The sequence below is a fragment of the Vibrio sp. 1731 genome (assembly GCF_033339955.1).
Lineage (GTDB): Bacteria > Pseudomonadota > Gammaproteobacteria > Enterobacterales > Vibrionaceae > Vibrio > Vibrio alginolyticus.
This window is the reverse complement of record NZ_JAWOVO010000013.1, coordinates 48,926-68,152: the sequence shown is the minus strand read 5'-3', so window position 1 is coordinate 68,152 and position 19,227 is coordinate 48,926. Positions and strand designations below refer to the sequence as shown.

General features: G+C 44.0%; 21 protein-coding genes. 12 read left to right on the top strand and 9 right to left on the bottom strand.

Annotated features, from left to right (window positions below; translation table 11 throughout):
- Positions 1-79 precede the first annotated feature (79 nt).
- Complete coding sequence (locus R7035_RS15645; RefSeq protein ID WP_005375544.1) at positions 80-496, top strand: VF530 family DNA-binding protein; 417 nt, start codon at positions 80-82, stop codon at positions 494-496.
- Between the two features lie 151 nt (positions 497-647).
- Here R7035_RS15645 and R7035_RS15640 read toward each other — a convergent pair whose 3' ends face one another.
- Positions 648-1,898, bottom strand: a complete 1,251-nt coding sequence (locus tag R7035_RS15640; RefSeq protein ID WP_005375545.1) for a DEAD/DEAH box helicase — start codon at positions 1,896-1,898, stop codon at positions 648-650.
- Between the two features lie 501 nt (positions 1,899-2,399).
- Here R7035_RS15640 and R7035_RS15635 point away from each other — a divergent pair.
- Positions 2,400-2,948, top strand: a complete 549-nt coding sequence (locus R7035_RS15635) for an outer membrane protein (protein ID WP_025594094.1) — start codon at positions 2,400-2,402, stop codon at positions 2,946-2,948.
- A 423-nt stretch (positions 2,949-3,371) separates the two neighbouring features.
- Here the strand turns inward: R7035_RS15635 and R7035_RS15630 are convergent, their stop codons facing one another.
- Together R7035_RS15630 and R7035_RS15625 are read right to left on the bottom strand one after the other, a co-directional pair.
- Positions 3,372-3,617, bottom strand: coding sequence for a hypothetical protein (locus tag R7035_RS15630; RefSeq protein ID WP_256900989.1), 246 nt, complete (start codon positions 3,615-3,617; stop codon positions 3,372-3,374).
- Between the two features lie 40 nt (positions 3,618-3,657).
- Positions 3,658-3,873 carry a DUF3820 family protein gene (locus R7035_RS15625; RefSeq protein ID WP_005375557.1) on the bottom strand — a complete coding sequence of 72 codons (216 nt, stop codon included), beginning with the start codon at positions 3,871-3,873 and terminating at the stop codon, positions 3,658-3,660.
- Between the two features lie 144 nt (positions 3,874-4,017).
- Here R7035_RS15625 and R7035_RS15620 point away from each other — a divergent pair, with 144 nt between their 5' ends.
- Positions 4,018-4,326, top strand: a complete 309-nt coding sequence (locus R7035_RS15620) for a cysteine-rich CWC family protein (protein ID WP_080276966.1) — start codon at positions 4,018-4,020, stop codon at positions 4,324-4,326.
- Between the two features lie 38 nt (positions 4,327-4,364).
- Here the strand turns inward: R7035_RS15620 and R7035_RS15615 are convergent, their stop codons facing one another.
- On the bottom strand, positions 4,365-4,709 hold the full coding sequence (locus tag R7035_RS15615) for a HopJ type III effector protein (protein WP_033906840.1): 345 nt from the start codon (positions 4,707-4,709) through the stop codon (positions 4,365-4,367).
- A 199-nt stretch (positions 4,710-4,908) separates the two neighbouring features.
- On the opposite strand from R7035_RS15615, the gene R7035_RS15610 reads away from it, so the two are divergent.
- Positions 4,909-6,678 (top strand): choice-of-anchor I family protein, encoded by a 1,770-nt coding sequence (locus tag R7035_RS15610; protein ID WP_262651401.1) that lies wholly within the window; start codon positions 4,909-4,911, stop codon positions 6,676-6,678.
- A gap of 70 nt (positions 6,679-6,748) precedes the next feature.
- Here the strand turns inward: R7035_RS15610 and R7035_RS15605 are convergent, their stop codons facing one another.
- Positions 6,749-7,087 carry a 4a-hydroxytetrahydrobiopterin dehydratase gene (locus R7035_RS15605; protein WP_005375563.1) on the bottom strand — a complete coding sequence of 113 codons (339 nt, stop codon included), beginning with the start codon at positions 7,085-7,087 and terminating at the stop codon, positions 6,749-6,751.
- Positions 7,077-7,871, bottom strand: a complete 795-nt coding sequence (gene phhA, locus R7035_RS15600; RefSeq protein ID WP_262651402.1) for a phenylalanine 4-monooxygenase — start codon at positions 7,869-7,871, stop codon at positions 7,077-7,079. The genes R7035_RS15605 and phhA overlap by 11 nt, the downstream gene beginning before the upstream one ends.
- A gap of 222 nt (positions 7,872-8,093) precedes the next feature.
- Between phhA and R7035_RS15595 the strand changes: the two genes are divergently transcribed.
- Positions 8,094-10,067, top strand: a complete 1,974-nt coding sequence (locus tag R7035_RS15595) for an acetoacetate--CoA ligase (RefSeq protein WP_318146191.1) — start codon at positions 8,094-8,096, stop codon at positions 10,065-10,067.
- 148 nt (positions 10,068-10,215) lie between these two features.
- On the opposite strand, the gene R7035_RS15590 is transcribed toward R7035_RS15595, so the two are convergent.
- Entirely contained in the window at positions 10,216-10,791 is a 576-nt protein-coding gene (locus R7035_RS15590) for a class I SAM-dependent DNA methyltransferase (protein ID WP_017821100.1), read from the bottom strand.
- A 171-nt stretch (positions 10,792-10,962) separates the two neighbouring features.
- Between R7035_RS15590 and R7035_RS15585 the strand changes: the two genes are divergently transcribed.
- Both R7035_RS15585 and R7035_RS15580 read left to right on the top strand, forming a co-directional pair.
- Entirely contained in the window at positions 10,963-11,841 is an 879-nt protein-coding gene (locus R7035_RS15585) for a LysR family transcriptional regulator (protein ID WP_005375568.1), read from the top strand.
- Positions 11,842-12,017: 176 nt separating this feature from the next.
- Positions 12,018-12,911 (top strand): cation diffusion facilitator family transporter, encoded by an 894-nt coding sequence (locus R7035_RS15580; RefSeq protein WP_005389400.1) that lies wholly within the window; start codon positions 12,018-12,020, stop codon positions 12,909-12,911.
- Positions 12,912-13,062: 151 nt separating this feature from the next.
- Here the strand turns inward: R7035_RS15580 and yddG are convergent, their stop codons facing one another.
- On the bottom strand, positions 13,063-13,965 hold the full coding sequence (gene yddG, locus R7035_RS15575) for an aromatic amino acid DMT transporter YddG (protein ID WP_262651407.1): 903 nt from the start codon (positions 13,963-13,965) through the stop codon (positions 13,063-13,065).
- Between the two features lie 120 nt (positions 13,966-14,085).
- Between yddG and R7035_RS15570 the strand changes: the two genes are divergently transcribed.
- The 5 genes from R7035_RS15570 (at position 14,086) to R7035_RS15550 (ending at position 18,363) form a co-directional block, all read left to right on the top strand.
- On the top strand, positions 14,086-14,235 hold the full coding sequence (locus tag R7035_RS15570; protein WP_017634379.1) for a hypothetical protein: 150 nt from the start codon (positions 14,086-14,088) through the stop codon (positions 14,233-14,235).
- Positions 14,236-14,247: 12 nt separating this feature from the next.
- Positions 14,248-14,898 (top strand): isoprenoid biosynthesis glyoxalase ElbB, encoded by a 651-nt coding sequence (elbB, locus tag R7035_RS15565; RefSeq protein ID WP_017634378.1) that lies wholly within the window; start codon positions 14,248-14,250, stop codon positions 14,896-14,898.
- Positions 14,899-15,231: 333 nt separating this feature from the next.
- Positions 15,232-16,380, top strand: a complete 1,149-nt coding sequence (gene yiaY / locus R7035_RS15560) for an L-threonine dehydrogenase (protein ID WP_005442614.1) — start codon at positions 15,232-15,234, stop codon at positions 16,378-16,380.
- A 149-nt stretch (positions 16,381-16,529) separates the two neighbouring features.
- Positions 16,530-17,606: a PQQ-dependent sugar dehydrogenase gene (locus tag R7035_RS15555; protein ID WP_132936362.1), complete on the top strand. Its 1,077-nt coding sequence runs from the start codon at positions 16,530-16,532 to the stop codon at positions 17,604-17,606.
- A gap of 142 nt (positions 17,607-17,748) precedes the next feature.
- Entirely contained in the window at positions 17,749-18,363 is a 615-nt protein-coding gene (locus R7035_RS15550; protein WP_005375585.1) for an HAD family hydrolase, read from the top strand.
- A gap of 108 nt (positions 18,364-18,471) precedes the next feature.
- On the opposite strand, the gene R7035_RS15545 is transcribed toward R7035_RS15550, so the two are convergent.
- Positions 18,472-18,951: a Dps family protein gene (locus tag R7035_RS15545; RefSeq protein ID WP_005388254.1), complete on the bottom strand. Its 480-nt coding sequence runs from the start codon at positions 18,949-18,951 to the stop codon at positions 18,472-18,474.
- Positions 18,952-19,227: the final 276 nt, after the last annotated feature.

Genomic DNA, 19,227 nt, shown 5'->3' with positions numbered 1-19,227 from the left:
CCATCGCAAAGTAACTATAGATATCTCTACATTGTATACTTTGTTAAACTCCGCCCTTTAATGAGTAAGGCCCTTAAAAATGATGACTGACGAAGAGAGAATCGAGCTGCAACAGAACAATCCACTGCACGGATTAAAGCTAGAGACTATGTTGCAAGAGTTAGTGGATTTTTACGGCTGGGACATTCTAGATACAGCAATGCGTTTTAATTGCTTTAACACTAAGCCTTCGATTGCAAGTAGCGTGAAGTATTTAAAGAAAACCGAATGGGCGAGAGAAAAATTAGAAAACTTTTACCTTTATCGCTTTAAGCGCATGCCACGCGCGAGCGAAGAAGAATACAACTTACCACCAAGAGCTCGTACCTTCCCTCATGGCCTTGAACCTAAAGAGCCAATGCCGCTAACCGTTGACTCTATTCTTAAGTCACAAGCCAAAGCAGCGTCTGCATTTAAAAAGCGTTCACCTCGCGGACGCCCTGCTCGTCGCCAATAACACTATCTTGAAAAGCAATAGAGCCCTACTGGTAGCTCCAGCAGGGCTCTATTGTTCTTTAAAGGAATGGCTAGAAGCGAAGACTCAAGCTAGTGAGCATTCCTTTTCTCTAACAACTCCCGTAAGTAAACTCACATGTAGTTTACGTTTTCTATTGATTACGCTTTTTCTTCTTTTTACCCGTACCTGCCGGCTTCGCTCGCGGCTTCATTGGTAAAAAGTAGGCTTCACTCTGATCGTCTTCCACTTCAAAACCGACTACCTGCTCGCGTTCAAGTTGAAACTTATTTTTCTTTTCTATCACTTTGAAATGGTGGTAGTCGTCGTAATCGATAAGAGATAACCCTAAACCTACTTCACCAGCACGACCACTACGACCGATTCGATGCATATAATCAGCAGGGCTACGCGGAAGATCGAAGTTAATCACCACTGGAAGTTTTTCTATATCAAGGCCGCGTGCTGCGATATCGGTGGCAATAAGAACTTGAATCTCGCCAGACTTAAAACCGTCAAGGACACGAGTACGAGCGCCCTGCCCTTTATCACCATGGAAAACTTCAGCGGTAATACCGCGTTTTGACAACTTTTGAGCTAAATGATTACAGGCATTCTTAGCATTCACAAAAATCAGAGTCTGTCGCCACTGATGCTGTTTGATTAAGTGCGCGAGTACCGCCGTCTTCTCACCTTTATTTACACTAAACACGCGCTGCACCAAAGTGCTGGCTTCTGCGCTCTGCAACTGAACTTCAACAGGGTCGCGGAGCAACTGCTGAGCCAACGTCGTCACTTTATCAGGGAAAGTTGCAGAAAATAACAGCGTCTGTTTCTTCTCTGGGAGTAACGCAAGAATCTTATTCAGTTCTTCGGTAAATCCGAGGCTCAACATACGGTCGGCTTCGTCAAGAACAAGCGTTTTTACTTGGTCCAACTTAATCGCGTTACTGGATACCAGATCAAGTAATCGACCCGGCGTTGCAACAATGATGTCACAGCCACCACGAAGCGCCAGCATTTGTGGGTTCACCGATACACCACCAAATACGGCAACCGTTTTGATCTTATCTCTGAGATGGTATGAGTAAGATTTGACGTTATATGCCACCTGTGATGCCAACTCACGAGTTGGTACTAAAATCAGGTGGGAAACGAAGTTGCCACGGCGATTGTTTGATTCGTCTTGCTGAACAATTTTTTGCAAGATTGGCAGCGAAAAAGCAGCGGTTTTACCAGACCCCGTATTGGCACCACCAATAATATCTTTCCCTTCAAGGATATCAGGAATAGAACGGGATTGAATGGGCGTCGGTTGGCTGTATTCCAACGCTTCTAGTCGCTCGACTAATGTTGGAATCAGGCCAAGATCGGCAAATGTCGCTTGCTGTGTTTTATCTGTCATTACAATGAGTGGCTCAGTGCTAGTAAAGGCCGTGTATCTTATGCTATTTCGCGTCTGGATGTTAGAGATAATGGCCCAAACAGAAGATTGGTGAAAGAAGCACTATAGGGTTCAGGAACTTCCTTTCACTAACATGAGTTAATGGTTTCGATAACCAATACTCTACGACCAAGATGGTAAAGCTCACGACAAGCAAAGTGAAAAGGAGTCAGGCATTCTGACTCCTGTAAAGCAAAATACAGCTTGAGAAAACCCTATAGCTTATAATTGGACAGAAATCAGCTAGAGCATCTACTTAAATTAGCAATTCATAAATTACTTTTTGTATGGCAAAGTGAGTTTGGGAGAGCTAGCGCTTCGGTTAAGATAGCGCTAGCTAAAAGGATTGCCTCAAGATTAGGCTTTGGCTTGATGCGCACAACGAGCGTTACGTTAAATATTCGCTATTAACGATACTCCCATGCATGCATAATATCTCCAAATCAACTATAAGGACTTAAAGTGAAAAAACTGATTTTACTAGCACTCTTAAGTGCAAGTGCAAGTGCAAGTGCAAACGAGGTAGACCATTTTTATGTCGGCGGCAATTTACTTGTAGGTCACAATACTGAGTTAGATGCTGGTATTGCAACTATTGATGAAAGCAACGACTTAGGTGGAGGTGTGTATGCTGGTTATAATTTTGCAGTTCACCCTAATGTAGATTTAGGTGTGGAGTTAGAATACCAACATTTTGGTGAAGCTGAATTTAATGAAGATGCCAGTGTTAAAGGTGATGCCTTTTATATTAACGCACGCCCTAAGTTTATAGATAAAGGTAATAAATTATATAGCGCACTCATTCTTGGCGTTGGTTCATTAAAGGGCGAAGCCAACGTCTTCGGTATATCTGAATCAGAATCCAAGTTCTCTTATCAAGCAGGATTGGAAGTAGGTTACATGCTTGACAATGTAGACCTTGCTATCGGCTACAGATACAGGTCTGCTGAATTTGATGGTGTAGATATCAACATTCAAGGTGTGACAGTTGGTATGAGATATAACTTCTAGTAGCTTGCTACGAATGAGCTATCACAACCAAAAAGCTTCCCATTCGGGAGGCTTTTTTAAGTGCAGGTTATTCCTACTATGGTAAATCCGTAAGTTAGCTATCAAAAATCAGGCTTCCTGTTACCTAGAAAGCGTTAGCAACGGTTTTAATAAGAAATCTATACCTAACGTTTTGAAAGTTTGTGACACTTTGAACTTGATTTACAGGGCAAAAGTCAGCGAGTGCGCTTGAAACAAGAACAGCACAATGATGCCCATTTTTCGTACTAGTTATACTTGGTCAAAATTCAACCAGTAACAATCCTGTTCTTTTTGACGAAACAAACTTTGGGGCAATAAAGAGTCAGCCTAACGGTCTGGCTCTTTTGAATGAAAAAATAGTCTGGTGGGAGAACTTGTAAGGCTGTGGCAGGTTACACTCACTTACTCCTTAGGCAGGTGACCAGTTTCCTTCGCAAGCTTTTGCATCGCCTCGGCAAACGTTGTTGTCCCGCCTTTAGCTTTAACCTGTATTACCTTATATCCCAACTTTTCCAACGCTTGGCGCTCTGCCAAAACAACTTTGTCATCTTGCTGGCTACCTTGAGCTGGCTGATGAATGTAACATCCCTCTAATTTACCATCTTCGACCAATTGGTGATGTTTCAGTGCATCGATATCAAAATTCATAATAAGTCTTTTCATTAAGAGTGGGAGTTTCTGTGGCTAGTTACATACGCTTCAAAGGCTTCACGACACTATCTAAGCCTTCAATTTTGAGCGCTAAACATAGCTTGAGCAAATCCCCTAGCTCGCCGCTTGGCCAGCCCTTTTTATCAAACCACAGTAAGTATTCTTCAGGCAGGTCGATTAACACTCGCCCTGCATATTTCCCAAATGGCATTTGCATTCTAGCGAGTTTAATGAGGTTTTCTTTTTCTAACATAAGTGACAGAGAGTTAAGGTAACTCGTCCAAGGGTAACACTGGTTCTCCCTCCTCACCAGCAAATCGCAGTCACGTTTATTTTTGGCGGCCTTGACTCGCTTTGTGCTAGAGTACGCGGCATAAAAAATGAGAACGAGAAAGCAATGAAGTCACCTTGTCGAGCTGCATGTAAAAATAACGCCGGAATATGCTCTGGTTGTCACCGGACGATGGATGAAATCATCCAATGGAAAGACAAAACCGATCTCCAACGAGATGCGATTATCGAACAAATCGCAGGAGAAGATTCAACACACAGTTGTCCTGAATGCGGGACTCAAGCCCATTGTGATATCGCCGCAGGCAAAGAGACATGCTGGTGCTTTACTATTGAAACCCGTGATTTACCCAAGCCAAGCGCCAACCAGCTGTGTTTGTGCCGAAAATGTCTAGAAAAAAAGCCAGTCGCGTAATACGACTGGCTTACTGATCATCGTTTTCTGACTGGTGTTTATTTAGCGGTTAAAGCGAACGCTTCAAACTTAATGCCTTCCCACCCTGTCACCATAAAATTACGAATATTCTGGTGATCGCTGTTCTCTGGATGCTGCAATACATCTTCACGATAAAAACGGCCAAAGCAGGCTAGCGTCGCTTCTTTGTCTAGGTTGTTTAGCAAACCGAAAGCGAAGATCTTACACGAACCGTTGTTCTCGCCTGCATTGTTTTGTGTCTCACCATTTACAAAAGCGGTTGGCTCAAACGTATAGTTATCTTCGATCACCGCCATCGTTGCTTCAAATTCGACCTGCTCTGGTGACGCTGCCAATAAATCTAAAAACGATTTTAATTCCATTATTCCTCTATCCCTACTTCATCATATTGATGACACATTAGTTTCATAAAAAGCCAATATAAGAGTCATCAATCATACATATATTCAGAGCCTTACCAAATCAAACGTCATTCAGCGCTCTATCATTCCAATTGCGGAAATGGACAGCAGCATAAAACCCATGCTGATTGACAACCTATCGGATTGATAAGGAGATATTATGATCACCCCTTTAAAGGCAATCGGTGCACTCGCATTGTCATCACTTGCCATCGCGTGTTCATCACAACCCGAAGATACCGTGGCTTCATTCGCTACACAATGCAAACCTACCACTGCACCCGTTACTGGGGAAACGTCAATTCAAGGTTTAACGTTTATCGGAACATCCGTTGCTGATGCACCATTCGACACATCGGCAGCTGAAATCGTGAGTTATGACGCCTGTACAGATAAGCTCTATGTGGTTAATGCTCAAGCAAAACGTGTCGATGTAATGTCTATGGATGACAACGGCGTACCAACGCAAAGCGCATTCATTGATCTCAACAGCGCTGGCGAAGCAGCGGGCATTGAAATTGGCGCAGCAAACAGTGTCGCTGTATTCAATGGTTTGGTAGCTGTTGCGATTGAAAACAGTAATAAACAAGCGAATGGTATTGTTGGCTTGTACCGCTCCGACGATTTGTCATTAGTCATGACGTTTCCAACAGGCGCATTGCCAGACATGGTTGGCTTCTCGAAAGATGGCCGATACATCGCAACCGCTAATGAAGGAGAACCAAACAGCGATTACAGCATTGACCCTGAAGGTAGTATCACTTTGATCGATCTGAGCCTTGGTGTTACTCAAGCAGAAGTGACACAAATTGGCTTTAACGAATTTGATGGTTCACGAAAAGCAGAGCTCCCAATGAATGTGCGTATTTCGGGGCCAAACGCCACCGTTGCACAAGATCTAGAGCCTGAATACCTCACTTTTGCAGATAACGGTAAAATCTATGTCGCGCTACAAGAAAATAACGCCATGGCAATCGTCAATCCAGAGAGCAAATCAGTAGAGCGAATTGTTGGCTTGGGTGAGAAGTCTTGGTCGGGCGCTAAACTCGATGCATCCAACAAAGACAAAATCATTGGGAACTTGAAAAGCTACCCACAACTGGTTGGCTTATTTATGCCTGACACTATCGACAGCTACTCAGTGAATGGGAGTACTTACATCGTATCGGCAAATGAAGGCGACGGGCGTGAGTACGGATTCAAAACCACTCAAGAACTGTGCGACAAAGCTGGCTTTATGTGGGATGAAGACGATTACCTCGGTACAGATGAATATACATCTGAGCAAGGAGCCTGTTTAAGCCATATTGATGAAGTGCGCGGTAAGAAGCTGAAAGTGGCAGCAGAACACCCATTGGCAGAGGCACTAAAAGACAACAAACAACTCGCGCGTTTAAAAGTGATTAAGCCGGAACAAACGCTTTCTGCACAAGAGAATGTTCAATCATTTGGCGCGCGTTCATTCTCGATTTGGGATGAAAACGGCAAGTTGGTCTTCGATAGTGGTGACGATTTCGCGACTATCGCGCTGCTGAATGAAGGCAAGAACTTCAACAGCACCAACGATAACAATAATAGTGGCGATGACCGAAGTGATGATAAAGGTATTGAGCCAGAGGCGATTGAAGTAGCACAAATTAACGGTCGTCATTACGCGTTTATCGGCTTGGAGCGTCAAGGCGGTATCATGATTTATGACATCACAGACCCGAAACAAGCGCAGTTTATGCATTACGTCAACCGCCGTGATTACAATCAGCCAGTATGTACAGAAGTCGAAGATGGCGAATGCATGAACGACACATACAATCCAAAAGCAGGCGATTTAGGTCCAGAGTCCATTAATTACTTTACCCGTAACGGTGGTCATTTTATCGTCGTTGGCAATGAGGTATCGGGCACGACATCCGTCTTCCGAATCAATCTATAAAGTAATGTAAAAGTCATTTAGAACCAAAACGCCCGACGTAAGCCGGGCGTTTTTTGTATGAGGTAATGTCCTACTCTGCCGATGCTAGCGCGTCACACTTTGATGCGCAGATAAAATCGTTTTTATGCAGACCTTTGATAGAGTGACTCCACCACGTTACGGTAACCTTACCCCACTCCAACAAAATAGAAGGATGGTGGAACTCATCTTCTGCCAGTTCCGCGATTTTGTTACTGAAAGCCCATGCTTGTTTGAAGTTCTTAAATTTATACACCTTTTCTAGTTGAGGTATGTCTTCTCTTTCAATGATCTGCCAATCAGACAATTGCAGCAGCAGAGATTGTTGTTCTTCTTTGCTTAGTGCAATGGCATCGATACTACAAGCTTCGCATTTTTGTTCATTCAACATGAGCAGGTTCCTTTGGTTCAAAAAGTGGAGGAAGCAGTCCAGCTTCAATCGCTAGATCGGCTTGTTTCAATAAATTCAACTGACTGATTTTAAAAAGCTGAGAAAAGTCATCAATCACGTAGTACTTCGGTTGCATGATGTCGATACGATAAGGCGTTCTCAGCACAGTTTGTAATTCAAATGGGGCGCGAATTGCTGCATCACTCTCTAATGCGTAGAGGGTTTCGCCAGGAGATGAAAGAATACCACCACCGTAAATTTTGGTTTTGTCCCCTTCTTTCACCAAACCAAACTCTACGGTAAACCAGTAGAGACGAGCGAGATAGGCTCTTTGTTTTGGGGTAGCGGCTTGCCCTAGTTGACCATAATGCTCGGTAAATGCAGCAAAGTCTGGGTTGGTTAACATCGCGCAATGACCAAATATTTCGTGGAAGAAATCTGGCTCCTGTAAGTAATCGAACTCATCTCTTGTACGCAAGAATGTGGCGACTGGAAAGCGCTTATTACCGAGTAGATTAAAAAATCGGTCGAAATCAATAAGCGCGGGAACGGGCTCCACTTGCCAACCTGTTGTCTCCATCAAGACACGATTAATTTCTGGTAACTGAGGAACGCGGTCTTGAGGTAAATCAAGCAGCGTCAAACCGTGTAAATAAGCCTCACAAGCTCTGTTTTGGATCACACCCATTTGTCGTGTTACCAAATCTCGCCAAATGGCGTCTTCTTCACGGCTCCATTCAACCCTGCCTTCCTGGTTTACGGGTTTAGAACGATACTGCGTCATGGCTCATCTCCATTAACAAATCCTTTACATTAAGCCTATCTGTAGTCTTAAGAGCTTCCAATCCCTGCGCGATTTTCTCAGCACCATCCCGATGTAACATATTGTTTACAATGCATCGTAACTGCATGATTTTTATGACACGATATAATCTCTGGCTTGTTTGACTTTATCGTGTATTCCTCTCAAACTAAAACCTGTTATCACTTTGTTATAGAGGGACCTATGCGCGAGAGCAGCAAAGTATGGCACCCGAGCGAAAGTCGTATCGAAGAAGCCAACATTACACAGTTTATTGAACACATTAATCGACAAGGAAATACCCTTGAAAGCTTCGCTGATCTGCATCAATGGTCACTCGATCATGTAGAAAAGTTTTGGCAGGAAGTTTGGCTATTCTGCGACGTCATTGGCACTCAGGGAGAGACCATAAAAGAGCGAGCAGAAAGTCGCTGGCAGCAACCTGTTGAAAATAGGGATATAAAATGGTTCCCAAACGCGCAAATTAACTACGCCGAAAATTTGCTAACCTACGCGTGTCACCAACCCGATGATCTCGCGATTTGGTTTGAAAATGAACGTGAAGAAAAACAGACCTGCACCTGGAAACAATTGTGCGAAGAAGTTTCGAGTGTGCAGCAATGGTTGAAAGAATGTGGAATTAAGCAAGGTGATGTCGTCGCTGGTTATTTACCTCACCTACCTCAAACGGTGATAGCTATGCTAGCAACCACCAGTTTAGGGGCGATCTGGACTTCCACCTCACCTGATTTTGGCGTCGAAAGCGTTTTGGAGCGCTTTGGTCAAGTGAAACCCAAAATCCTGTTTACTTGTGATGGCTATACATTCAATGGCAAAACTTTCGATATGTCTGAGAAAAACCAGCATATTGCGGATCATCTTGATGGTCTTAAACAAGTTTGCCAAATTAGCTACCTTAAACCACACATTTTTGAATGCGATGTCTGCACCCAAGATTGGCAAAACGTCCTGAATCAATACACACCCGAAGCGCTGACTTTTACTCGTGTGAATTTTAACGATCCGCTATTTGTGCTTTATTCTTCAGGCACAACAGGCAAACCGAAATGCATCGTTCATTCCGTCGGCGGAACGGTGCTTAATCACTTGAAAGAGCATCAACTGCATTGCGATATTCAACCGAACGAACGCGTGTTTTATTACACGACCTGCGGTTGGATGATGTGGAACTGGCACGTTTCTTCACTCGCGAGCGGTGCGTGTTTGGTGATTTTTGATGGTAGCCCTGTTTACCCCACTCATGATGTGCTCTGGGACCTCGCAGAACGAGCCGAAGTGACGCTGTTTGGAACCTCAGCAAAATACCTAGAGGCGCTGGAAAAAGCATCTTTTTCTCCGCAGAAAAGTGATGCATTTCCAAGTCTGAAAACCATATGCTCAACGGGCTCTGTTCTGTATCCAGAACAGTTTGATTATGTCTATCAGCACATTAAAGAAGATGTACACCTCGCCTCGATTTCTGGCGGAACAGACATTTGTGGCTGCTTTGTATTAGGCAACCCTATTTCTCCCGTTTATCGGGGAGAGTGCCAATCAGCAGGGTTAGGGGTCGATGTCCGAGTCTTTAACCCACAAGGTAATAGCGTAATGGGAGAGCGCGGTGAGTTGGTTTGCGCCAATTCATTACCCAACTTCCCTGCTGGCTTTTGGAACGACACCGGTGAGAGATATCATCGCGCTTATTGGGATAAGTTCGACAATATTTGGCACCACGGCGATGATGTTGAACAGACTCGCGTTGGGGCATACGTGTTTTATGGTCGAAGTGATACCACGTTGAATCCTGGTGGCGTAAGAATCGGCACGGCCGAAATCTATCAGCAAGTGAACTGTATAGACGGTATTCTAGATTCGATCGCAGTAGGAAAAGAAGTCGATCGCAACGAACAAATATGGCTGTTTGTCCAATTAGTCAAAGGGGTAGAGCTCAATGACGAGATGATCGCTTCCATCAAAGCACAGCTAAAGTCTGCATGTTCTCCAAGGCATGTACCTAGTGCAATTTACGCAATAAGCGATATACCTAAGACACGCTCAGGAAAGCTGGTCGAGTTAGCCGTTAAGCAAGTCGTTAACAACCGAAGCGTCGAAAATTTAGGCGCAATAGCCAACCCTGAAGTGCTGGAGGAGATACGCAGGATAGTCGTCTCAAAATAACCTCCGAAGACTAAGTTGTTCGAGTATGTCCTTGCCTGCACCACGACGCTTGTTTAGAGCAAGTGAAGTTACATATATCCTCAGCAGATAAGAAAAAAGCGAGCTTGTTAGCTCGCTTTTGTCATTTTTTGTTCTTTATTCAGCGGTATTAGCGACGACCAAGCCCCATTAATACCGACATTGTTTTACCATCAGATGTAATGTCAAAAACGTGTTGCGATTCAACTTCAGTAAAACCCGCTTCTTTCAGTGCACGCTCAGACTTCGCAAGGGTAAAACCGTCTTGTTCACATTCTGCAATCCAATCAAAATGAACAAAATAGCCGCCGTGGTTAAGTAGAGAATGCGAGATCGTTAATGACGCGTCTAAGTCTTCCACAAACGCTAAAACTGATGATGCAACCACCAAGTCGAACTGTCCACGAAAGGCCGGATGCTGAGCGACCAAGCCGCGAGATAATGCATCTACCACAGGTTCTACGTTGACGAGCTCTTTTTTATCGAGTTCCTCAATCATGGCTTCCGATGCGTCTAATGCTACGATGTCTTTAACCATCGGTGACAATCGTTGACTTAACTGCCCTGTTCCGCATCCAAAATCTAGTACTTTAATGCCATCAAGCTGAGTTAGCTGTTGTAACTGCTCAAACACCGACTGCGCAAATTGCTCTGTTGCTGGATTTGATTCCCAGTTTTTTGCTAAGCCGTCCCAATCTTGTGCCATCGTGGCCTCCATGTTCACTTTTTGTAACCCACATAGATTACCGCAAAACCGTTAAAAGACCATAGACTTATCTGGCGGATTCGCGTTTTTTTCGATAATCTTTCATGGCTTTGGGAGCGCATCTGCATAATACCCAAATTATTTGAATTCATTTATTGGTTGTGTCAAATCATGAACTTAACTCAAGTAGAAGCCTTCTGCACCATCGCTGAGTGTGGTTCTGTTTCTGAAGCGGCAAGGCAACTCGACTGCAATCGCACCAAACTCAGTATGTCGATTAAGGCATTAGAGAAAGATCTCGACGTTGAATTGTTTAACCGAACTGGCAACCAGCTCACCCTCTCTGAAGCTGGGAAAGCCATTTACAAAGATTGCGAACACCTACTTATCATCGCACAACGGGTCAGAAAGACCTGCGCTCAAATCTCGGAAGGGTTTAACGCGGAAGTTTGGGTAGCACGTGACGACTCCTTACCTGATGATCTCTGGCAAGAATTATCTCATACATTGAATAACCGCTTTCCTTCAACAACCTTCAACTTAATCTTGGCATCCAGTGGCGACTTAGCCAACTTGGTCAGTACCCACCAAGTAGATTTTGCTTTCGGCGTTGATTATGAGCGAGTAGACGATCCTCGTATCGTATATAACCCTTTAGGTAAGATACGTATGATGTCAGTATGCAGTGTAGAACACCGCCTAAGTAAGATGCGCCGTGTCTCAGACGAAGATCTACGTAGTCAGATGCAAGCACTAATGGTGTACCTAAATGAGAAAGACAACCCTGAACTGCAACCTTTCTCGACTCGATATATTGGTTTTTCGAGTTTTGACTACATGCTGAACACCATCTTAGAAGAAGACGCTTGGGGCGTGCTTCCTGAACCATTAATCCGCCATTACCTTCGTCAGCAGAAGCTCGCCGTTATCAAACACACATACGGATTGACGCAAGAAGACTACTGTATGTTTTCACCTAACGGCCATACTGAGCATCCAGCAATGACGTGGTTAGCAGATAAATTGAGCGAGTATTTATTTGACTTCTAAACATTTTATCAGTGAGCGTCAATTTTACTGACACCAAAAAGTCACAGTAAGCCATTGTTTTATAAGAACATAAATAAAAACGCAATTTTTTAGATTAGTTACTGGTCACTTTGTGGTTGCCTAAATTACCTTATGAGCGAAGAATAGTAAGGTATTAAAATTCAAAGGCATCTTTTATGTGTGACAGGACAAGCAAAAACGAAAACCGTATTCTAACCATTTCAGCCCTTTTGGCATCTGGGTTCGCTGCTGGTGGTATGGTACTTGGCTTGCTTGTAGGCTCAATTGTCATCGTGTTTGACGGTGTTTACTCTTTGGTCAGCTTACTGTTAACTTTATTGTCACTGGCCGCTTCTTACTATATTAACAAGCCTTCAAAATCTGTATTCCCATTTGGAAAAGCGGTCTTAGAACCAATCGTTATTGCGATAAAAGCAGCCGTCATTTTAGTGGTTGTAAGCTTCTCTCTCTACTCTGCGATATCAGCATTGATGTCTGGAGGTCGCGAGGTCGATGCTTCTATTGCGACCTTATTCGGCATCGTGAATGTTATCGGCTGTGGTTACGCTTGGTGGTTTATGGCGAAACGCAGCCGCCGCTTCTCATCAGGCTTGATTGAAGCGGAGAAAAAACAGTGGCAAATGGATACTCTGCTAAGTGTGGCGGTGACCGTAGGATTTATCTCGGCTTGGGCTGTTTCACTAACGCCATTTTCTGAGTATGCGGTATATGCCGACCCCATGATGATGGTTTTAATGGGCTTTTACTTCCTCAAAGTACCGTTCGATATGCTAGTAGGTGCCTTACGTGAACTACTAATGATGACACCAAGCAAAGAGCTGTGTCAGAGCGTTGGCAAAGATGTTCTTGAGATTGAAAAAGTGACTGAGCATCAATTGAAACTGGCTGGCGTAACGAAGGTGGGCCAAGAGCTACGAGTAAATGTGGACGTACATATTGATGACGACACATTGGAGCTTGATACACTAGAGCACACTCGTAAGCAGCTTATCAAGCGACTGTCGAAGCACAGATTCAAGCTTCAACTACACTTGAACGTCGCTTATTAGAGTGCCACCAAAGAGCCGTTAAAACTCAATAAAAAGCTCCCAATCTCGGGAGCTTTTTTAATTTTTTCGATTTATTTGCTTCGTATTCGAATACAGCTCGCAAGGGAGATCTGTTCGTTGCTCACTTAAATTCTCTGATCTCGTTGGTAACTTACCCAGCCGCTTCGCGCTTCTCTTTGGTGACTAACCAACACATCAGCGAGCCCACCGTTACCATCACAACGCCCTGCCAAAAGCTATGGCTCAGAGTTACGCCAAGAATAATGGAAGAAAATAAAGAGGAAAAAATGGGCGTGAAGTAAGACAAGGTGGCGAGAAAAACCATATTGCCGCCAACGATCGCGATGTTCCATAAACCATAACCACCAGCCATTAAAGCCGCAGAAGCCACTAAGTACCCCATCGCTTCCCAACTGAATGTCATTGTTGGCTCATCCGTAAACGCATATTTGACCCAAAGCGAAACAGCAGTTGCAATGAAAAACAGGGTAATCGCATTATGTTTAGATTGCTGCCTTTGGGTTAAGTTGCAATAAAAAGCCCATATAACCGCGCCAGCGAAAGCCATAAAATACACCAGAGGGTTACTACTAACATTGGACATGATCTGAGTTATGGATAAGCCATTCTCACCGCTCACAGTCCAAGCAACCCCAACAAACGCCAGCGTAACTGCTGGATAAAGCAACCAGTTTGTTTTTTTATTACTGCCAAGGACCGCAAATAAAACCGTCAGTGCAGGCCAAAGGTAGTTGACAATCGACACCTCAATTGCCTGCGCGCGCGAGTTGGAATATCCCAAAGATAGAGCGAGAAATATTTCATAACAAACGAACATCGCACCACCAAGCACAAGATACTTGGGAGAAAAGTAAGACAACTTTGGAATACCGACCACGATAAGAAGGAAAACAGAGCTAAGAGAGTACAACATGGCTGCCCCGCCTACAGGACCTAAACTCTCCGTAACCAACCTCGCGATGCCAAGCAGACAACTCCAAGAGAGAATCGCGATACAACCATAAAGTGTGAAACGAAATTGCACTGATTTCATGTGACCTACCACTCACGAATGCCAAAGGAAACGTCAGCTTAACTCAAAAATGATCAGGTTCAACGTACTGTTTTATAAAAATCAGTATAAAAATCATTCTATTAAGCCGTTGGAGTCGATATGAAACATTTTCTGCCCTCTAGTGTTATGCTTACACCCTTTGTTGTGCGCTACTATGATGAAGATGACAACGAGAGTGAAAACGTTAAAACACATTCGGAAACGCATGGTCTAGATAGCGAAGAGCAATCTAAGGAACGTTCAGAGTAAAGGAATCCAAACATGAAAAAAGTCGCAGTCATTTTAAGTGGTTCAGGCGTTTACGACGGTTCTGAGATCCACGAAGCAGTGTTGGCGCTCTACGCCATCGAGAAGGCAGGTGCAACTTGGCACTGCTTTGCACCTAACATTGACCAACTCCACGTCATCAATCACCTAACTGGTGACGAAATGGATGAAACACGTAACGTATTGATCGAATCAGCTCGTATTGCACGCGGAAATATTGACGATGTCGCCAAACTTAACGTCGATGAATACGATGCCCTACTGCTTCCAGGTGGGTTTGGTGCCGCGAAAAACTTAACCGACTTCGCTGTTTCGGGTGCGGAGTGCTCCATTAACACACACGTAGCTCAAGCTTGTCGCGCGTTTGCTAATGCGAAAAAACCAGCTGGCTATCTGTGTATTTCTCCTGTCATTATTCCGATGATTTATGAGCAAGGCGTGAAAGGAACGGTAGGCAACGATGAGGCAGTCTCAATAGCATTTAATCAAATGGGCGGTGAACACACCACGTGCCCTGTCGAAGACATCGTTTTTGATGAAAAACACCTCGTACTTTCAACCCCTGCTTACATGTTGGCAGAGAATATCTCTCAAGCGGCTTCAGGTATCGAAAAGTTAGTATCAAAACTGATTAAAATAGCTTAATTATTAGTAGTTAGCTTATAAAACACTTCCCTATCCCCATTGATAATTAAGTTATTAATGGGGATTTTTTATACTTTAGTCGAATTTAGAGATATATCCGCGTCAGAAGTCAATTTCTGCCAATCATTTGCGTCCATAGTTTCATATTTGTTCTACTTTATATCAGTGTTGCACTTATACGCAGTGCAACAAGATCACTGTCACAGTTTTTCTCTTGCAAGTACCTCTAAGTGGGTAAACTTGCTTTAGATCAACTTCAATCTGGAAACGAATGTGCGACAGTAAATGGCAAATTAAGAAAGATTATTAAAAATAACGGCGGAGCTATCCAATATGACAAGTGCATTTTTTATCCCTACGGTAAACCTAATGGGCGCTGGTTGTTTGAAAGACGCAGCAGACAGCATCCAATCTCAAGGCTTTAAAAAAGGTTTGATCGTTACGGATAAGATCCTTAACCAAATCGGTGTAGTCAAACAAGTTCAAGACCTTCTCACTGAGCGCGATGTAGCAACCGTTGTGTTTGATGGCACTCAACCAAATCCAACTATCAGCAACGTTAACGACGGCTTAGCACTTCTTACTGATAACGAATGTGACTTCGTTATCTCTCTAGGCGGCGGTTCACCACACGACTGTGCGAAAGGTATCGCGCTTGTTGCTTCTAACGGCGGCAAAATCGCAGATTACGAAGGCGTAGACCAGTCTGCAAAACCAATGATGCCACTTATCGCAATCAACACGACGGCAGGTACTGCATCTGAAATGACGCGTTTCTGCATCATCACTGACGAAGAGCGTCACATCAAGATGGCTATCGTTGATAAGCACACAACACCGCTTATCTCGGTAAACGATCCAGAGCTAATGCTAGCTAAACCTGCTTCGCTAACTGCGGCAACAGGTATGGATGCCCTAACTCACGCGATTGAAGCTTACGTATCTATCGCAGCAACACCAATCACTGATGCGGTAGCAATTAAAGCGATTGAGCTTATCCAGGCTTATCTACGCACAGCAGTGAAAAACGGTGAAGATCTAGAAGCTCGTGAACAAATGGCATACGCGCAGTTCATGGCGGGTATGGCATTCAACAACGCGTCTCTAGGTTACGTACACGCAATGGCACACCAGCTAGGTGGTTTCTATGACCTTCCACACGGTGTTTGTAACGCGATTCTTCTACCTCACGTACAGCGTTACAACGCGCAAGTATGTCCTGAGCGCCTACGTGACGTAGCAAAAGCAATGGGCGTAAACGTAGAAGGCATGTCTGCTGAAGCAGGTGCAGCGGCAGCAATCGACGCTATCGTTACTCTAGCGAAAGATGTGGGTATCCCAGCAGGTATCAAAGAGCTTGGTGCGAAACTAGAAGACATCCCAACACTAGCAGACAACGCACTGAAAGACGCTTGTGGTTTCACTAACCCTAAACAAGCAACTCACGAAGAAATTTCTAAGATCTTCGAAGAAGCGATGTAATCTCGCTAACTAAACAATTCTCTAGCCTTAATTCAATCCCCGATCTCGTATCGGGGATTTTTTACATTCATATACAAGTGAATCTCTGCCAAACATAGTCTTTTAGTGTTAGCTTTTAAGTATTAACACGATTCATATTGGAAGGAACCATGAGAACGATTGCTGCTACCCTACTCGCTTGTTTATCCTTTTCTGCCAACACTGCCGAATACCGCGCCAACGAAGTGGCGAATGGATTTCAGATCCCTTGGGGGATCGAGTTCTTAGATAATCAACGCGTTATCGTCAATGAAAAGAACGGTACGGTTTCGTTGCTGGATATCACCACAGGCAAACCTCAAAAGCTGTTTAACGTCCCCAATGTGAACACCAGTGGACAAGCTGGTTTATTGGATGTTGCACTCGCACCGAATGCCGATAAGCAAAACCCGCAACTCTTCTTTACCTACAGCAAGCGCACGAGTAAAGGCAATACGGTGGCGTTAGCGACGGCGCAATTGCAAAACAATCAACTTGTGGGTTGGAACGATCTCTTTGTTGCTGATGCCATCACCGACACGGGTCGCCACTACGGCAGTCGAATTTCATTTGTAGACGATAAAGTTTACTTCTCAATCGGTGACCGTGGCGAACGCGATAATGGCCAAGACACTCAAACCCATGCTGGCAGTATTGTGCGCCTTAACCTTGATGGTTCGGTTCCGCAAGACAACCCATTCAAACCTTCCCAAGCTCGTCCTGAGATATGGAGTTACGGGCACCGCAACCCACAAGGTATGTTTTACGACGAAGCAACAAAACAGCTGTGGTCGATTGAACATGGACCACGCGGTGGCGATGAAATTAATCTAATCAAGAAAGGCGCGAACTACGGCTGGGCAAAAGTCTCTCATGGTAAAGAATATTGGGGACCGTTGGACGTTGGGGAAGCTAAGTCGTTACCGGGAATGGAAGATCCCAAGCTGGTATACGTCCCTTCTATCGCGCCCAGTAATATGATTTTGTACCGTGGTGATAAATACCCAGAATTGGACGGGAAAATCCTCGCAGGCGCATTGAAACTGGCGCACATCAACGTGGTTTCTATTGATAATGGCAAGCTCACCGAATCAAAAAGATTGATGGAGAGTCATGGAGAGCGAGTAAGAGATATAACCATCAGCCCCGATGGCTATATCTACTTTTCTACCGACAGCGGCAAAATCTTTCGTCTTGAGGAAAGGTAATCAAACACTAAAATCGTTAAGACTATTTAATTTGTGACGTACTAGTGATTTATTTTCGTACAATCTAAGCAGAAGAATCTAAACTTAACAATAACCTTTTGTTTTTTAAAACGATAGTTCGGTTAAGTTGTACGAGGTCATTATGATTCCATTCCCTTTACAGCTCGATAAAATTAAAGCCGTGGTGTTTGATTTAGACAACACCTTGGTGAGTTCTGATATGAACTTCGGCGAATTGCGACAACAGCTAGGTTGTCCGCAGAGTGAAGATCTATTGGATTTTGTCGACGCACTTGAGCATCCTCACCATAGAGAGCACGCTCATAACGTGATATTTGATTACGAGATTTCTGATGCTGAGCAGTCTGCTCCAATGATTGGCTGCCATGAATTACTCGCCCACTTGCATCAAAATGAAATCAAAACCGCTATCGTGACGCGCAACTGTCAAATCGCCACGCAGCGCAAACTAGAACACAACCAAATCTCAGTGGAACGAGTCATCACTCGTGAATGCTTCCCGCCCAAGCCAGACCCTTTGTCTCTTCAGGTATTGGCGAAAGAGTGGCGTTTGATGCCTGATGAAGTGCTTTATGTCGGCGATTACCTTTACGACTTACAGGCAGCGTATAACGCACAGATGCCCTCTTGCCTTGTTCATCACGGTAATCAAGAAACTTTCAATGATTCAGCCTCGTTGGCGCTTAATGAACTCAGCGATTTATTGAGCCATTTCCAATCCTTACCACGCAAATAAAGCACACATATAAAATACGCAAACAAAAAAAGGGGCACCAACGTGCCCCTTATGACTTATTCCCGATTGTTTCATGCGTTCCCAAGGATTGCTTGGGTGATGCGCTGCTTAACCTTGTAGGTAAGCGTTAAGCATCCACATTAATTTTTCTTGCTCACGGATGTAGTCACCCATCAATGCCGCTGTACCTTCGTCATCTGCTTCACCCGCGTTTTGTAGAATCTCACGCTGTTTTAGAAGTAGAACGCTAAAGCCTTGAACCAGACCTTGTACACACTCCTCACCAGAAGTCGCGTTTTGATGTTCTTTAATTTCACTTGCTTCCAAGTAGTTGCTGAATGCGTGCGCTGGCGTATGACCCAAAGTTAGAATACGCTCTGCAAGCTCATCGATTTTTGTTTGTAGATCAGTGTAAATCTCTTCAAATTTTACGTGCAGTTCGAAGAATTGCGCACCTTTAATATTCCAGTGGTAACCGCGAGAGTTCATGTACAACACTTGGTAATGCGCTAGCAGTTGATTTAGTTGTTGAGCTAGTTGTGCTGATTGTTCGCTGTCTAGACCAATTAGGCTTACTTGTTTGTTCATAATCTTGCTCCTAGAAGGATGATACCAATCGTAGTAACGAACGATTCTCTTACTGGGATTGGTATAAAGTTTAAAAATTCTTTTGCAGTATTTGCTGCCGATGGAGTCATATTACGACTCCGGCTCGGTGAAGAGAATTTGGTTTTAACTATGATTTAAATAGCCAAATCCAATGAGCAAGTAGACGAATATCGGCGTATCATCCAACAAAAAGCCCCAATCCTTTTTGTGTAAAAAGAATTGGGGCTTTTTTACTATTTGGTTAACGTTCAAAAG

Excerpts from the sequence above, each read along its gene's own strand:
- R7035_RS15580 (WP_005389400.1), top strand. The coding sequence starts at position 12,018 with ATGTGTGACAGGACAAGCAAAAACGAAAACCGTATTCTAACCATTTCA.
- R7035_RS15630 (WP_256900989.1), bottom strand. The coding sequence starts at position 3,617 with ATGAATTTTGATATCGATGCACTGAAACATCACCAATTGGTCGAAGAT.
- phhA (WP_262651402.1), bottom strand. The coding sequence starts at position 7,871 with ATGACGCAGTATCGTTCTAAACCCGTAAACCAGGAAGGCAGGGTTGAA.
- elbB (WP_017634378.1), top strand. The coding sequence starts at position 14,248 with ATGAAAAAAGTCGCAGTCATTTTAAGTGGTTCAGGCGTTTACGACGGT.
- yddG (WP_262651407.1), bottom strand. The coding sequence starts at position 13,965 with ATGAAATCAGTGCAATTTCGTTTCACACTTTATGGTTGTATCGCGATT.
- R7035_RS15615 (WP_033906840.1), bottom strand. The coding sequence starts at position 4,709 with ATGGAATTAAAATCGTTTTTAGATTTATTGGCAGCGTCACCAGAGCAG.
- R7035_RS15610 (WP_262651401.1), top strand. The coding sequence starts at position 4,909 with ATGATCACCCCTTTAAAGGCAATCGGTGCACTCGCATTGTCATCACTT.
- R7035_RS15595 (WP_318146191.1), top strand. The coding sequence starts at position 8,094 with ATGCGCGAGAGCAGCAAAGTATGGCACCCGAGCGAAAGTCGTATCGAA.
- R7035_RS15590 (WP_017821100.1), bottom strand. The coding sequence starts at position 10,791 with ATGGCACAAGATTGGGACGGCTTAGCAAAAAACTGGGAATCAAATCCA.
- R7035_RS15570 (WP_017634379.1), top strand. The coding sequence starts at position 14,086 with ATGAAACATTTTCTGCCCTCTAGTGTTATGCTTACACCCTTTGTTGTG.
- R7035_RS15605 (WP_005375563.1), bottom strand. The coding sequence starts at position 7,087 with ATGTTGAATGAACAAAAATGCGAAGCTTGTAGTATCGATGCCATTGCA.
- R7035_RS15620 (WP_080276966.1), top strand. The coding sequence starts at position 4,018 with ATGAAGTCACCTTGTCGAGCTGCATGTAAAAATAACGCCGGAATATGC.
- yiaY (WP_005442614.1), top strand. The coding sequence starts at position 15,232 with ATGACAAGTGCATTTTTTATCCCTACGGTAAACCTAATGGGCGCTGGT.
- R7035_RS15645 (WP_005375544.1), top strand. The coding sequence starts at position 80 with ATGATGACTGACGAAGAGAGAATCGAGCTGCAACAGAACAATCCACTG.
- R7035_RS15640 (WP_005375545.1), bottom strand. The coding sequence starts at position 1,898 with ATGACAGATAAAACACAGCAAGCGACATTTGCCGATCTTGGCCTGATT.
- R7035_RS15555 (WP_132936362.1), top strand. The coding sequence starts at position 16,530 with ATGAGAACGATTGCTGCTACCCTACTCGCTTGTTTATCCTTTTCTGCC.
- R7035_RS15550 (WP_005375585.1), top strand. The coding sequence starts at position 17,749 with ATGATTCCATTCCCTTTACAGCTCGATAAAATTAAAGCCGTGGTGTTT.
- R7035_RS15625 (WP_005375557.1), bottom strand. The coding sequence starts at position 3,873 with ATGTTAGAAAAAGAAAACCTCATTAAACTCGCTAGAATGCAAATGCCA.
- R7035_RS15545 (WP_005388254.1), bottom strand. The coding sequence starts at position 18,951 with ATGAACAAACAAGTAAGCCTAATTGGTCTAGACAGCGAACAATCAGCA.
- R7035_RS15585 (WP_005375568.1), top strand. The coding sequence starts at position 10,963 with ATGAACTTAACTCAAGTAGAAGCCTTCTGCACCATCGCTGAGTGTGGT.